This is a genomic window from Bacillus hominis, assembly GCF_018332515.1.
Classification (GTDB): Bacteria; Bacillota; Bacilli; order Bacillales; family Bacillaceae_G; genus Bacillus_A; species Bacillus_A hominis.
Window position 1 is genome coordinate 1 of sequence record NZ_BOQD01000281.1, and the last position, 15,488, is coordinate 15,488.

General features: G+C 34.1%; 15 protein-coding genes and 2 pseudogenes. 3 read left to right on the top strand and 14 right to left on the bottom strand.

Annotated features, from left to right (window positions below):
• Positions 1-44: 44 nt before the first annotated feature.
• Positions 45-527 carry a MarR family winged helix-turn-helix transcriptional regulator gene (locus KI356_RS22310; protein ID WP_128280059.1) on the bottom strand — a complete coding sequence of 161 codons (483 nt, stop codon included), beginning with the start codon at positions 525-527 and terminating at the stop codon, positions 45-47.
• 127 nt (positions 528-654) lie between these two features.
• Between KI356_RS22310 and KI356_RS22315 the strand changes: the two genes are divergently transcribed.
• Positions 655-2,331 carry an alpha-keto acid decarboxylase family protein gene (locus KI356_RS22315; RefSeq protein ID WP_212936490.1) on the top strand — a complete coding sequence of 559 codons (1,677 nt, stop codon included), beginning with the start codon at positions 655-657 and terminating at the stop codon, positions 2,329-2,331.
• Between the two features lie 157 nt (positions 2,332-2,488).
• Here the strand turns inward: KI356_RS22315 and KI356_RS22320 are convergent, their stop codons facing one another.
• The 6 genes and pseudogenes from KI356_RS22320 to KI356_RS22345 form a co-directional block, all read right to left on the bottom strand.
• On the bottom strand, positions 2,489-3,271 hold the full coding sequence (locus KI356_RS22320; RefSeq protein ID WP_212936491.1) for a class I SAM-dependent methyltransferase: 783 nt from the start codon (positions 3,269-3,271) through the stop codon (positions 2,489-2,491).
• Positions 3,272-3,613: 342 nt separating this feature from the next.
• On the bottom strand, positions 3,614-4,021 hold the full coding sequence (locus KI356_RS22325) for a VOC family protein (RefSeq protein ID WP_212936492.1): 408 nt from the start codon (positions 4,019-4,021) through the stop codon (positions 3,614-3,616).
• A 124-nt stretch (positions 4,022-4,145) separates the two neighbouring features.
• A pseudogene (locus tag KI356_RS22330) lies at positions 4,146-4,433 on the bottom strand (SAM-dependent methyltransferase); the annotation flags it as partial.
• 225 nt (positions 4,434-4,658) lie between these two features.
• Positions 4,659-6,512, bottom strand: coding sequence for a GMC family oxidoreductase (locus KI356_RS22335; protein ID WP_212936493.1), 1,854 nt, complete (start codon positions 6,510-6,512; stop codon positions 4,659-4,661).
• Positions 6,513-7,203: 691 nt separating this feature from the next.
• A complete protein-coding gene (locus KI356_RS22340; RefSeq protein WP_212936494.1) occupies positions 7,204-8,568 on the bottom strand; it encodes a DEAD/DEAH box helicase in 1,365 nt (454 codons plus the stop codon).
• A 73-nt stretch (positions 8,569-8,641) separates the two neighbouring features.
• Positions 8,642-8,911 carry a hypothetical protein gene (locus KI356_RS22345; RefSeq protein WP_212936495.1) on the bottom strand — a complete coding sequence of 90 codons (270 nt, stop codon included), beginning with the start codon at positions 8,909-8,911 and terminating at the stop codon, positions 8,642-8,644.
• A gap of 92 nt (positions 8,912-9,003) precedes the next feature.
• Between KI356_RS22345 and KI356_RS22350 the strand changes: the two genes are divergently transcribed.
• Positions 9,004-9,762 (top strand): hypothetical protein, encoded by a 759-nt coding sequence (locus KI356_RS22350; protein ID WP_212936496.1) that lies wholly within the window; start codon positions 9,004-9,006, stop codon positions 9,760-9,762.
• 45 nt (positions 9,763-9,807) lie between these two features.
• Here KI356_RS22350 and KI356_RS22355 read toward each other — a convergent pair whose 3' ends face one another.
• Positions 9,808-10,494: an MBL fold metallo-hydrolase gene (locus KI356_RS22355; protein ID WP_212936497.1), complete on the bottom strand. Its 687-nt coding sequence runs from the start codon at positions 10,492-10,494 to the stop codon at positions 9,808-9,810.
• 244 nt (positions 10,495-10,738) lie between these two features.
• Between KI356_RS22355 and KI356_RS22360 the strand changes: the two are divergent.
• A pseudogene (locus KI356_RS22360) lies at positions 10,739-11,029 on the top strand (YkvA family protein); the annotation flags it as partial.
• An 8-nt stretch (positions 11,030-11,037) separates the two neighbouring features.
• On the opposite strand, the gene KI356_RS22365 reads toward KI356_RS22360, so the two are convergent.
• From KI356_RS22365 to KI356_RS22390, 6 genes are all read right to left on the bottom strand, one after another.
• On the bottom strand, positions 11,038-12,501 hold the full coding sequence (locus KI356_RS22365) for a recombinase family protein (protein WP_000872534.1): 1,464 nt from the start codon (positions 12,499-12,501) through the stop codon (positions 11,038-11,040).
• 408 nt (positions 12,502-12,909) lie between these two features.
• The gene (locus KI356_RS22370) at positions 12,910-13,530 is read right to left on the bottom strand and encodes a replication-relaxation family protein (RefSeq protein WP_033682834.1); all 621 of its coding nucleotides are present in this window, start codon (positions 13,528-13,530) and stop codon (positions 12,910-12,912) included.
• Positions 13,472-14,656, bottom strand: coding sequence for an FtsK/SpoIIIE domain-containing protein (locus tag KI356_RS22375; protein ID WP_000891524.1), 1,185 nt, complete (start codon positions 14,654-14,656; stop codon positions 13,472-13,474). The genes KI356_RS22370 and KI356_RS22375 overlap by 59 nt, the downstream gene beginning before the upstream one ends.
• Positions 14,657-14,771: 115 nt before the next feature.
• Positions 14,772-14,954, bottom strand: coding sequence for a hypothetical protein (locus KI356_RS22380; RefSeq protein ID WP_000170792.1), 183 nt, complete (start codon positions 14,952-14,954; stop codon positions 14,772-14,774).
• Positions 14,951-15,253 carry a hypothetical protein gene (locus tag KI356_RS22385; RefSeq protein ID WP_001267618.1) on the bottom strand — a complete coding sequence of 101 codons (303 nt, stop codon included), beginning with the start codon at positions 15,251-15,253 and terminating at the stop codon, positions 14,951-14,953. The genes KI356_RS22380 and KI356_RS22385 overlap by 4 nt, the downstream gene beginning before the upstream one ends.
• The coding region (locus KI356_RS22390; RefSeq protein WP_238486219.1) for a hypothetical protein at positions 15,250-15,488 on the bottom strand (239 nt) is incomplete at its 5' end. The genes KI356_RS22390 and KI356_RS22385, both read right to left, overlap by 4 nt.

Consider the following 15,488-nt stretch of genomic DNA (forward strand, 5'->3'; position numbering starts at 1 on the left):
ATATTTGTTCTTTTTCAAACTATAAAGACAGATATATTTTCTCATTATTTTTGATTGACTGGTATTTCACGTTTCGATATCCATGCATCAAAGCCTGAACGGCTATTTGCCATTTCATTCATAACTTGATGCCAATTTTCTTCACATGATTCACCAAATTTCAAAAAAATAGCATCCATTTGTTCTCTTTGAACATCACTCAGTTTTTTCTCTAAATCTGTACCTTTTTCCGTTAAAGATAGCTGTTTCACACGACGATCATGTGTAGCTTCATTACTCTCAATCAATCCCTTTTCTAACAGTTGGCGTAATGGTCCGTGAAGAGCTTGTTTACTTATTTCTAACAGCGATAACAGCTCATTTACACTAATCCCTGGAAAACGAGCAATAAAAAACAGTATTCTATGATGTACACGCTGTATACCGTATTCTTTTATAATTTCATCTGGCTTTTCAGTAAATGTTTTATATGCAAAGTAAAATAATGCTAATGCCTCATTCATTTGTTCTTCTTTATGTTGTGTCATCTACTTTCCCCCTACATGTAAATTATACCACAATTCAGTAATGAATATTTTAATCAAGGTACTTGACCTTTTTAAGTTTGTTTAATAGTTAATTACAATAACCTAAAACAACTAGGAGATGATTCACATGAAAATGCAATATACTGTAAGTACATATTTGCTAGATCGACTATATGAATTAGGAATTGAGCATATATTTGGTGTTCCTGGTGATTATAATCTTGCCTTTTTAGATGATGTGATTGCACATGAAAATTTAGAGTGGATTGGCAACTGTAATGAATTAAATGCGGCATATGCAGCAGATGGATACGCTCGCATAAAAGGAATCGCTGCTCTTATTACTACTTTCGGCGTTGGAGAATTAAGCGCCATTAATGGCATTGCTGGCTCATATGCCGAAAACGTACCAGTTATAAAAATCACGGGTACGCCAACAACAAAAGTAATGGAAAATGGAGAGCTCGTTCATCATACATTGGGTGATGGAAAGTTCGATCACTTTTCCAATATGTATCGAGAAATCACTGTAGCACAAACAAATTTAACCGCTGAGCATGCAGCTGAGGAAATTGACCGTGTCCTACGTGCATGTTGGAATGAAAAACGTCCCGTTCATATTAATTTACCGATTGATGTATATAATAAACCAATTAATAAACCTACGGAACCCATTTTAAATAACCCGATTTTAAGTAATAAAGTAGCATTTGATAAAATGCTTCTGCATGCTACTTCCAAAATAAATAACGCGAAAAAACCTGTTATTCTAGCTGATTTTGAAGTGAATCGATTTCATGCTGAAGAAGATTTACAGCATTTCGTTGAAAAAACTGGTTTTCCTATCGCAACGTTAAGTATGGGAAAAGGCATATTCCCCGAAAAACACTCGCAATTTATAGGGGTTTATAGTGGTGATGTTAGTTCACCCTACTTACGAAAAAGAATTGATGAATCTGACTGTATTATTAGTATAGGTGTGAAATTAACTGATACTATTACTGGCGGCTTTACACAAGGTTTTACGAAAGAACAAGTTATAGAAATCCATCCCTATACTGTGAAAATTATAGATAAAAAATATGGTCCTGTTCTTATGCAAGATGTTTTACAACATTTAAGCGCTTCACTAGAACATCGCAGCAAGGAAATTCTTGAAATTCAGCCTTTTATTTCGGCATCATCATCAATTACTGAAGAGTTCCTTCCTAAAAAACAAAACGTTACTCAAAAACGATTTTGGCAGCAAATGTATCATTTTTTAAAAGAAAACGACGTCTTAATTGCAGAGCAAGGAACACCATACTTTGGTAGTGCCGTTATCCCTTTACCAAATAACACTACATATGTAGGACAACCGTTATGGGGATCTATCGGTTATACACTACCTGCTTTATTAGGAACACAACTCGCTGATTTATCACGTCGTAACATATTAATAATTGGTGATGGTTCTTTCCAGTTAACCGTACAAGAGTTATCGACTATGTTACGTCATAATTTAAAACCAATCATATTTTTAATCAATAATAACGGATATACTGTTGAACGTGCGATTCATGGTCAAAATCAACCATATAACAATATACAAATGTGGGATTATGATAAATTTCCAAACGTATTCGGGTCAAAAGAAAAAAGTCTAACATTTAAAGTAGAAAATGAAACAGAGTTAACAGAAGTCTTATCTAAAATTACTCTTAATAAGAATCGACTTATCTTTATTGAAGTTGCAATGAGCCAAGGGGATCAGCCTGAACTGTTAGCAAAACTCGGAAAAAGATTCGGCAAGCAAAATTCTTAATATAAAAGCACAACCTAATTATACAAATGATAGTGTAAAACTTGTTTTGAGAATAATTTCGACACTCAAAATACATAAGAAGGAGGATGGCAAGCGCCATCCTTTTCTATTTTAAGAGCCTTCTTCGACTAACGCCCCGTGTGACAAGCAAAAATTCTTAATCCATCTTTAACTTTATAGCTTTTGTCGCAATAAATGTTTTAATATGCTTATCTAATATCCTTGTTCCACCAAAATCATCCTCATAAAAACCTGTTATAACAAAACCAGCTTCAACTTGGCCTTGGATTTGGTCTTCTAGAGTATGCGCATATTCTATTGTTTGATTTGAATCGATGTAATCTTGAACTTCATCCTCTGGTAAATAATCCAATGTTGATGAAGGAATTGAATGTTTAACATCAAGAATACCTTTTTGTTCTTGGTTATCATCAAAAATCCATAGTAACGGATTTGTAAATCCAGAAATAAGAATACCTTTATTCTTTAAAACCCTAGAAACTTCATTCCATACAAGATGAACATCTTTTATAAACAAATTAGAAACAGGATTTACAATAATATCAAAATATTCATCCTCAAAATCACCAAGGTCTGACATATCTCCTTGTACTGTTTTTAAAGTCAAACCATCCCGTTTTGCTACCTTTTCATCTTGTTCCAATTGCTTCTTAGATATATCAGTAACTGTTACATCTGCTCCAGCAGCAGCTAGAACAGGTGCTTGTTGTCCACCACCTGATGCTAAGCAAAGTATCTTTAATCCATCTAATGACTTTGGAAACCACTCTCTAGGAACTGATTTTTCCGTAGTGACTGTAATCTCCCATTCACCTGATTTGCTTTTCTCAATAACCTCGCTACTTACAGGCTGCGTGTATCTAGAACCTTCTTCAACCTTCTTATCCCATGCATTACTGTTTTGTTGTGTAGTATCCATTGCGATTAGTCCTCCTAACGATCTAGTTGCATTTTAAGTATAAACTTATTAACTATTTATGCTTTCCTTTTTCTATTAACCCGCCTGATAGTTAATACATAGTTGTCTATATTTATATTAACAGATAAACGCTAATAATAACTAAAAATTCTAAAAAGACACAAAGTTACATATCCATTCAATTCATTTAAAATAATCGTAGAATTGGTGAGTTTTAAACAACTCACTTACACATAAAAAAGCATTCCAAACCTATTGACAGTTGGAACGCTTTTTTATGTTATTTCATTTTTCAAGTTTTTAACTGAATCCATTAAACAAATAAGCTATGCTTTTTCTTTTTTATTCAGCAAGAGTTAACTGCCAAGATACACCATACTTATCATTTAACCAACCAAACTTTTTACTAAACGGATAAGAACCTAAAGGCATAAGAACTGCTCCATCCTGCGCTAGTTTATTAAAGACCGTTTCAATCTCTTCTTCTGTCTCACAAGTTACATAAAGAGACATAGCTGGAGTGAATGTAAAATTATGATTTACATAACTATCAATACACATAAACTCTTGGCCATTTAGCGTAAAAGTTGCATGAATTACAGTTCCTTCTTTTCCAGGTCCATTTTCATCGTAGCGAGACATACTTACAATTTCTGATTGATCAAATAGCGACGTATAAAAATTCATCGCTTCCTCAGCTTTGCCCTCAAACATTAAAAACGTAGTAATTTTTTGATTTGTGTTACTCATTTAGAGACATCCTCTCGTTATGTATTAATACTTAATATAAGTCCGGATAACCAATAAACCGAACGTATATTCTCATAATTGTATTGTCTATAAAAACGATGAGTTTGTCAATTATCTACTTTTTTTATTTCTTTTTAAATAATGCTGTCCAAAGAAATGATTCTCCAAACATTTCATTCGGTTGTTTCATTTGTTTCATCCTTCTAATCTCAATTACCTCAAATTCTTTAAATATCTCTCTTAACTTTTCTTCCGAGTATGCAAGACCACCTTGTAGACTCCATCCTCTATATACGTCCCAATCTGTTATTTCTGATCCATTTCGTTCATCTCGATCGCCTGCTGCAAAACATGTTAATCCGAAATAACCGCCCAATTTTAATGAGTTTTTAATTACATCTACATAGTTCATTCATCGACAATAGTTACTATAGAACATGACAAATAATTACAGTGCCCCCCCTCCCGCACTGTAATTATTTGTGAGAAGATTTAATTGCCATAATACACCGAACCAATGGTGTACTTTTCCTAACTAGCGTTTAAATGCTTTATTCGCCAAGCCGACAGACAAAGCGCAATCTTTAAATCAAAAAATAAGAATAAAACCAATGAATAAATATTTAATTTATGTTTTTTAAATTTCATTTTCACAATCTTCAAGTTCCTCATCTGTCATTACATACGAAGAGGGATTCTCTTTTATAAACCGTACCGCATTTAGTCCGATCATCTGAGCAGCGGCGGACGGCTGACCATCCGGTAAAATAGGCGAAATGGATAGATCGGCAACCTTAAGGTTTTTGGTACCAAACACATTAAGGAATCCATCGACAACCCCTTCTTGAATCGTCTGTCCCATCCGACACTGCCCACCCAAAGAGAAATTCGTGTAAGAGGCTTTGACATAATTCTCAAGCTGCTGTTGTTTGTTAGGATCGTTGTTAGGTAGCTGTAATATACTCTCTGGAGGATATACAACCTTTCCGATTCCGTTATTTGGGTATTTCAGTGAATTTCTAGCCTCTACAATAATATTATAAATTCTCTTATATTGATCGACCATATACGTTAGGTCATTAGGATCTTCCAACGGATTGAAGTTAAGTGATGGATAGGCCTCTGGATCGCTATGCTCCACTAGCACTGTACCCCTGCTTTTTGTTTTCACGTCTACCATACCGAAACTCATGATACTTGGAGTGGTTTGAAAAGTTAAATCTAAACTCCAACCATTGCTGATCACATCTGAAGCAGGGAGAAAAAATGGGAGAGGAGCTCCTATCAGTTGGAGACGACGACTTTCTAATAGATTCATTGGATTCTCTGCTTGGAAAGCGCCTAGGATAAGTGGATAGTTGGGGTCAGTAAAAAATATCGGAAGAATTTGGGCGGTATCTATCTCAACCCCTAATCCAATATAATTCTGGGTTTGAAGATTGTGACCCACATTTGGACTCTCTATCAATGTTTGTATACCTGCTTTAGCCAAATCATCCGATTTACCGATTCCTGAACGTTGTAGAATGACTGAGGAAAAAAATCCTGCAGAGATGATAATACCTTTTCTTGCAAACCTTCTATGTGAAACGCCATCCTTGACAAATTCAACACCAACCGCAATGTTCAACCCATCTTTTTTCTTAAATAAGATTTTGTTAACAGTTGTTTTAGCTAAAATAACCAACTTTCTTCCACCAACTCCAAATTCATCTGGATTGGACTGGTTTCCTTGGCTGACAATCTGGTCATTTAAATAGCCTGTTGCCGTTGAGGATCGGACAAATTGGCCAGGGCTAACCTCTTTTTGAATATATTGCGTTTTATAAAATGTACAATCCCTTATGCCCGTATTATAGTCCTCAGCAATCGGTGTTCCCAATACAGTGTTTGTTGCTTGAACTAACGTATTGATCAATCCATTAGGGGGAATATTCTGCTGTCTAATAAAAATCGGCCCTTGTGTTCCTCGTTCATTAGGACTTTGTGTCGCTCCTGTATAGGTTTCATTTTTTACAAATAAAGCGCTAATCTTGTCGTAACTCCATTGATCACCAACTAGGCTTGCCCACTGGTTATACAACTCTTTACTCCCACGTACGGCGTACATATCACTAATTTCTGAGCTTCCCCCTATGGTGCGACCATTTGTTGCAATAAGTGTACGTGCAATAGTTGACTCTAGTTCAGAAGTAACATTAAAGCTAAACCTGTTACCGCGTGTTGTATTAATGGTAGCAAGAATACTAGGATTACTTAGCTCATTCGTCATATTTGTTCCTGCTTCCAGTACTAGTACAGAAGTACTTTTGTCATCCGTTAATTCTTTGGCAATTACCCCTCCAGCAGTTCCAGCACCAATCACGATATAATCAAATTTGTTAGGGTCTATTGGTTTTATAGGCTCTGGAAATGCACAAGGAAATGCACAAGGAAATAATGAATAAGGAAATTCATTAGGATTGAAACAATTTCTATTTTTTGATGGCATGAATAATCAAGCTCCTTTTTTGCATTTAGTATATTAAATGTAAAAAAGAATTTGTTTCTTGTACCAATGTCTTTACTGTTTTAAAAAATGTATGTTCTATACATGTAAGATTACCATAACGTCTCATTATCGATTGATGAGCGTAGGGCGGTACCCCTTAAATGGAGGTTCAATAATATAGTTTTCAAGTGGGAGAAAGACACCTTAAGGGGCTTTTTCTTTACAAAATCCACATTAAATTAAACAAACCTTATAAACACATGTAATAAAGTCCCCAATTCAACTTGTGTTATGGAGCTTTAAAAATCCCTTAGTATATAAAAATGTTAAAATGTGTGTCCTATCCCTTACCGAATGTAGGAATCTTTACCACAATAATTACAGCACAAACAAAAAAGCCGCATTTGCGACTCATGAATTTATAGAACTAACGCATGCGTTAGTTGAATTTCTTACCGTTTAATCGCATCAACAATTAGCGATGGAAAACCAGGTTTATCTCCTTAATTTCTAGAATCATACCTTTTCGAACGAAAAATAACACCATCTGGCACTTCTGTATATCCTGATATCAAAGTAAAAAACAAAAGAGAGCCGCGATTTTTGCGACTCTCTTTTGTTTATCGATGAAACATAACGATTTACAATTGTATATAAAATTATATGTCAGCAATTTTCAAAGTATATCGCCTTAACGCCCACGTCTTTGCTGACCTTGCTTTGCACTACTTTTCTTATTGTTTGGCTTATTAAATGATCGGTTATTTTCATTTCTAGAACTATTTCTTGAATCACTTCTTGAGCTATTTCTCGAATCACGTCTTGATTCACTTCTTGAACCTTCACGGCTATCTCTTTGACGATATTGACCTGATTTCTTTGGAGCTGGCTTTTGTACCGGTTTTCCATTTTCATCTACATTTTTTATCATCGGTTGTTCGATTATTTCTCTTTGTATTGGTGCACCAAGCGTTTTTTCAATTTCTTCTAAATGTTTTTCATCTTTCGCTGCAACGAACGTAATTGCAAGACCTGATCCACCTGCACGTCCTGTTCGGCCAATGCGGTGAATATAACTTTCTACATCTTCAGGGATATCAAAGTTAAATACGTGCGTTACACCATCTACATCAAGTCCACGAGCTGCTACATCAGTCGCAATTAAGTACTGAATTTTAGCTTCGCGGAAACTCTTCATGACTCTCTCACGTTTCGCTTGAGGTATATCACCATGAAGTTCAGCACAATTATAACCTAGTCCTTTTAAATTATCATAAAGCTTACTTGCTCTAACCTTTGTACGACAGAAAATAACTGCTAAAAATGGCTGATCACGATCCATAACAAAACGAAGTGCATCTGGCTTTGCACGATCTGTCGTCTCAATGACACGCTGCTCAATTGTATCTACCGTTACTTCTTCACTTTGTACTTGAATCATTTGCGGCTCTTCCATATAACGCTTCGCCAATTTTTTAATATCTTTTGGCATCGTTGCTGAGAATAACATCGTTTGTTTACTATCAGGTGTCTCATCTAAAATATCTTCAATATCATATAAGAAACCGAAATAAAGCATTTGATCCGCTTCATCTAGTACAATCGTTGAAAGATTACTTAAATCAATTGTTTCACGTCGTATATGATCTAATAATCGTCCTGGTGTCGCTACAACAATATGTGTATTACCTTTTAATTTTCTCAATTGTTGTGCTACATCTTGCCCGCCATAAATCGCTAGTACATTAATATCTTCTCTTTGAACAAGCATTTTTTTAATTTCAGTTGTAATTTGCAGTGCTAGTTCCCTTGTTGGTGCAACAATTAAAGCCTGAACATCACTACACTCTGGATCGATTTTTTCTAAAATCGGTAACACGAATGCTAATGTTTTACCCGTTCCTGTTTTCGCTTGCCCAATAATATCTTTACCTGACATAATAACAGGAATCGCCTTCTCTTGAATTGGTGTTGCTTCTGTAATTCCATTTTCACGTAATGTATGATTAAAAGTTTCACTAATTCCTAATTCTAAAAAGTTTTTCAAATAGACCACTTCTTTTCCTTATTTTTCACATTAGCTTTCATTGTACCATTTGTTTCGCCAAATATGAAAAATAAAAAAATTCTTACCTTCTTTTTTTATATTCATCGTGTACTAGATGCACAAATTCTTTTTGTTTTTCCTCAGATTTCATTAATTCTTCCATATTAATAGAAGACAAAATGAACTTTTTAATTTTTCTATTACTCCAAATTAATCTTGTATACTTTGTATCTTCGTGTAGCCTTCGAAACCATTCAAATTCACTTAATTTTGCAATATGGTGTTTTAATTTCATGTCATTTCGAGGATAAAATATAATTATATCCATTATTACATCAAGCAATAAACTCATCTTCTCCCTCCTAAAACAACTTTTAAATTACATATGTTCTCCTATACATATATGTTTCAAAGTTACGGAAATATAGTTACAGGGTGATAAAATTGACTACTACATTCATAAAGATTTTTTGCGTATTTTTCTTACTATATTTTCAATCGACCTCAATTATTATGGCGAAATCTCAAGCAAATGTGATAAGTGAATTTAAACAAGCTTTACTCAAAAATGATAAAAAATTAATGCGGTCATATGTAACAGAAGGAGTTAAACTACCTACTTTCCAAAAGGAAAAACCTATTCATGAAATTAAAATAGTACCATCTCCAAAAGAAGAGACTACAATTCTTATTTCTTATTCCAAAGACACTGATAATGAATTTACTATCGGTTGCATTTTAGAAATAGTAACAAAGAATAATAAAATATCTCAAATTAATCAAATTTATGATGGAACGAATCCATTTATAAAAGAAGCTACTATTGTAAAAAAATATGAAATGAAGTGTAAGGAACATATACTTACTCCTACAAAATTCCCGTTCGAAATTCACGAATTTCAAGGGTACATCTATAACGATTACTTAAACCTCCAATACTACAATGAAGATATAAATGGGATTTTTAAAATCACTGTTTCACCAGTTCAAAACAAATTAGGCCTATATGTACATAGGGGAGCTAAGTTCTACAGCTTAAAAAATAATATAAAAGCATTATATAATCCTCATTTTGATTCAGCATATGAGCTTATCTTTCAGCAGAATGGTTTTCAATATACAATTGCAATTGGTAACAAACGCTATATAAAAGGAAAATATAACGAAAAGGATTTAATTCAAATTGCAGAATCTATGAATTAAAAAAACCGATCTTTTCTATATAAGAAAGATCGGTTTTTTATTATTTTATATAATGAATTTCCCTCCATGATAGCAATAATACTTTACGGCTTTAAGACTTTTAATCCTCTTTAAAGACTCTTCCGCTTTTTCTAAATCTAAACAAAAATTCGGATTAGCTATAACTAATTCACGATTCTCTTGAACCGCTGCATCTCCCGTAATTACACAATTTAATTTCGAAAAATATAATGAAATATGCCCCGAAGTATGTCCTGGCGTCGCTACTATTTGACATTCATTATTCAAAATCATTTGGCCATCATGTACTTTTTCATCGACGGAAATATGTCTTATATTTTTTAATTGTTGTATAAACCACTTACCAAATTCTTTCTCTTCAACTGGCATAAGTTGTAACATTTCTTCAGCTTGAACTAATCTCTCTGATTTTATATCACCATTAATGTAGTTAGATTCAATTTCACTAGCAATAATATTAACGTGAGGATATTTCACTTTGAAATCATATAAAGATCCTATATGATCGTCATCATAATGGGTAATAATTATATTTTTTAAGTTTTTCATCTCATACTCAAGTTTTAAAATTGCATCTTCAATTAAAGGTAAAAAACTTGTATATCCTGTATCGACTAATGTTAATTCATTATGTAATATAATTAAACTCGGATAAATACATTGTTTTCCCCCGTTAAATTCGAATTCAATTGGCAGTTCTATTATCTTCATTTTTCTTCCCCCATACCGCTTATTAAATGTTTAATAATAAATAAATCATCCACATACATTTTACTGTACATACTTATGTAACAAAACACTATGATTCGTTACATAACCAACATTCTATTATTTTGAACAGGTAATTCCCTATTTTTATGGAATATACAATAAGAAAAACAATAAAATTGATTATTTCCCTACTTCTTTGTCTATCCTTTTAAAAAATCGATGTTTTTGTAAAAGGAGTGTTTATATGGAGAAACAGGCACTTTGGAAAAAATTCAAAAAAAGCTCAGCAAACCTCGGGAAATCAAGCGTATATGAAAGTATTATTTTATACTACACAATGAGAAAAAAAGAGTTACCTACTAAAGCGAAATTCATAATATTAGCCGCTTTATCTTATTACGTATTAACAATTGATTTCATTCCAGATATAGCTGCTATTATTGGGATCGGCTTATTAGATGATGTTTTAGCAATTGCTATAGCGCATAAATATGTGATGCGCCATGCGGATGCCGACAGCCTATATAGACAAAAATATAACTACTATTCTTCAAATCTATATCGGATATCTATCGCCCCATTTTGGCTTATGTCTATTCGTGCAATTAATTTCTTAAAAACCGGATATAGATTTTCAGAATCCTCTAGCAACTTAAATGCATCTTTTACCTTCTGCTGCTCGACTATTAACGCTTTAACGTCATCCAATTTTAAAATTTCTAACTCTTTTTCTTTTATATTTTTCGCAAAGTTAGCATCTCGTTTGGTAAAAGTTGCTTTATCGATAGATCCACCATCTAAATACAAATCTAATAAACGCTCTCTTTTTATCTCTAATTCTTTCTTTTCTTTTCTTAATTTCTTCTGCTTTTCTTGATGTTTATCTTTATCATTCAATTTAAATACTTTTTCCAAATCTCTCTCTTTTTCCTTTAATTTTCGCAACACAAGAGAACGCAATCTTTCATACCTTAGTCCGGAGTGTTTGACGCAACCACGCCCACCAGTCAACTTATACGTGCCGCACGTTAAATAACCATAATTAAGCTCTTCACCTTCTTTGTTTTTATATTTGTAAGTGTGTAGAACAAACGGTGAACCACAATGAATACAACGTGCTATTCCTCTTAATTCATTCGTTACTGCTACACGCCGCTTTATTTTTTTATTTATTTTGGGGTTATTTATTTTATCCCATAACGGACGTTCAATTATAGCCGGATGATGATTTTCAAATACTGCCCACTTTTCTCTAGGCTCTTGAATCCGCTTTTTTCTTCCGTCTACTTTTACCTCTGTAGACCTCCCCATTACATAATCACCTTTATACATAGGATTCGTAATTATTAGCTTCACAGCCGAATAAGTCCACAATTTCCCAGATCTCTTATACTTACCAACATCATTTAGTGCATTAGAAATTCTCAAATAGCCTAATCCATTGTCATATAATTCATACATTTCCCGAACAATTTCAGCTTCTTCCTGATTAATCACATATTTCTTATCTACAATTTTATAACCATACGGAACTGTCCCACCAGTGTACTCTCCCCTTCTTACCTTAGCCGCTAGCGCTGCTGATATAGAAACGGATAATGTCTTAGGTAATTGGGATGCAAACATTGCATACATCTCAAACTTCAAATCATTTTTCCCTTCATAATAACTGTCATAACCTTCTTCAATCGTCACCAATCGGACACCATGCCCTAACAGTATCTCCTTGATTTCTAATGCGTCCCTCAAATCTCTTCCCAGTCGATGAATAGATTTAAAAACAACAGTATCTAATTCTTTTTTACGAGCTTTCCCCAAGATCAACTGCATCGCACGTCTTTCTAGCCATGCTGTTCCAGAAACAGCTTCATCTTTATAAATTGAATTTTCATCCCACTCGAATCCGTTTTTTTCAATCCAGTATCTACAGATTTCAATCTGATTTTGAATCGATGAAACTTGCTCATCTTTATCAGTGGATACACGTACATATACAGCATATTTCAACTAATATCACCCTCCCACATCCATCATGATTATGACACCATTATATAACTCCTGGAGTCATATGGCAATCTATTACCAAAACAAAAAGACGACTTTCTACAGTCGTCAAAATAAAAATATATAAATCTCAAAAATTTAGGAGGGGGTAAACAATACACAACAACATCTAATAAAAACAAAAAAGAAAAAGAACCCCCTCTATAAAAAATATACCTTATATATATAATATAAATATATAACTAATAATTATATATTATATATTATATATAGAGTATATTATTAGTAATAGTATATAAGTATTATTACTGTTAGGGTTCTAAGTTTTTTAGCTGTAGATTCATTTAATTAGGTGTCAATATTCAATTCTTTTGTCGATTCATTCATGATAAACCACCTCAATTTTAAGAATTAAACACCTGGAACCACATAAACTTTTGCATATATATCATGTTTAGCTGCAAGTTGTTCCAGCTTTTTTTGTCTGTATTCTGTCATAGTAAAGAAATGAATGAGCGGTATTTTTCCGTTGTATTTATTTTTGTAGTATAACGAAAATTCCCTATACCTGCTCATCTTTTCAGCGTTCACATTCATCATTTGCGTACGATCTATTTCTACAGCATGTAGTGTACCTTCTTCATCCCTGAACTTCACATCAGGAATAATTGTCTTCTTTTTATCATCTACTTTATAACGTATAGGTGTTTCTATCTGCCAGTCGTCGGGACAAAACAGATAGAGCCATGCTTCATTTCTCATTAAGCTGTGAGCTAGTCGACTATTTGGTACAATCTTCTCTGTATCGTCGAACAGTTCACGGCCTTTTTTATTTAAATAATACACGTACTCTTTTTGGTACACTGTATTATTTACATAAGGGCTCAGGTCTTTTAAAATACGATTTGCGTTACGAATCCCTCCCATATCGTGCACCGCCATTAGATGCCTACGTGTTGCGAATTTCAGCTTTCTAATCGAGGTCAGAATCGTCATCTGACGGTTTATCTTGATATGTGTCTGGATGTTCATCTTTTTTCACCTCATATTGTTTTAGATGTTTCCACATCATTTCATCGCTAATAAACGGTACCTGCAGCTCAGTTAGTCGATCAGTTTTATAAATAGCTCTACCAGGTAAGGACGGCAATGTTTCTAGTCCCGATTCATCAAGAACAACCTCAGATGCCTTATATGTTGGTAGCCGAAAACCTAACTTCGCATCAGACATCTGCTTTACTACTGATGGAATTGATGTGACTGTAGGATACTGTGTAGCTAAAATCAAACGAAATCCTAAGCCGCCCGATACAGTCGCTATATAACTAAGCATGTACTGACACTCTTCTCGGATCTTATTAACATGACGTGGTAATCCTTTGGCCGGAGCAAGCACGGCACCTTCGTCAACAATAACAAAATACCGATCTTTTTCTTTTGTTTCAACAATATTTTTGTAACCATTTTCCTTCATGAATTTTCCACGCTCTTCGATTTTTTTCATTATATGTTTTAGTACATGATGTGCTTTTTCTGCAGAGTCAGCCACTTCCACCACCTGCTTTAAGCCACTAAACTCACTAAATTCTAATCCCTTTTCCTTTAAATCAATTAAATATACGTGAGCATTTTCAGGGTTCGCCTCAATCAAAGTAGTAAGTAGTACTTTCATAAATACTGTTTTCCCCATTCGTGTAAGACCACCTAGTACCATATGAGGAGTTTTATCAAAGTCATGATAAATTAACTTCTCGAGGCTTTGCCCCATCGGTACTTGCCATTCACCTTTTTTTACTAGCCCTTCATTCCAACACCACTTTTTTGAGATACGTTTACTGAATACCCGAATCATTATCTTGTAGTTATCGTATTTGATACGTACAGGCTTATTTAATCCTTCACTTACAACATCCTCAACCTTTTGTATTAATTTAGATGGCATTCCTAACGGAAGTTTATATACATAAGTCGTACTACGATCATCTTTTTTTCTTTCGAGAAAAACCGGATAATTTAATTTTTCATCCTTCCTAATTGCAATCCCACTTACTTCAAAGAATACTTGTATCTTCTTTCTATCATCCTCTTTACCTTTTAAACTATCATTTAGCAAAGCGTACCCGAGCGAAACTGCAGGTATTAATAACAATTCAAGCATAGGGGTTCACTCCTTATATATCCTTAAAGGATATAGTTGCTCTTTACTGGAAGATTTACATACAAGTTGTTTTTCTTATATAACAAAGTGTCCCATGATTCTAGGTTCCATTCCTTCAAAGAAACACCATTAGCACATAACGTAGAAGATACAAAAACGAGCCGGTAAGAGTTGTATACATCGTCATACGTGGAAGCCAATGTGGAACACTCATCCCCATTTTCTCAGCTGCCTTCATCGCCACTACAGACAATCCTGTCGCTGTCCAAATTACTACAACTTCCCCTGCAAGTGTCATATCGAATCCCTCTTTCTTTTTAGTTGTAATCCTTTTGATGTGAGAATCGGTTGATACTGATTAACCATTTCATCCCATTCAAGAATTTCTTCCTCTTCCCCGTATAGATCTTCCATAATATCGTTAGATAAGCTGTAGTAACCGCGGTACTCTTTGTTGTTAGATACCTCGTGTCTTTCCATATGTTTTAGAATAGAGTTTACTTCACCTTTACCCCTGGACTCTTTATACATGCTTCTCAGTTCTTTAGAAGGATACAGATACGGCGTGTCATTCAAGTAATCATATTGCCACCTCATCGCTCATCTCTCCACTGTTTACAGTCCTCTAAGTATGTATCAATCCTTTTTTGAATCCCTATTTCGTTATACGGACCATAAGGCTCTTCTTCTCCTAATAAGTCAACGATATCAACGTAGTTTGGATTTTGTAACATATTGTGATTTGCGATGTGATTGTACAAACATCTTACTTCACCATAGTCATTTGCATCTGCGTACATGTTGTAAAGTGTTTGGGGTGGATACAGTTGCA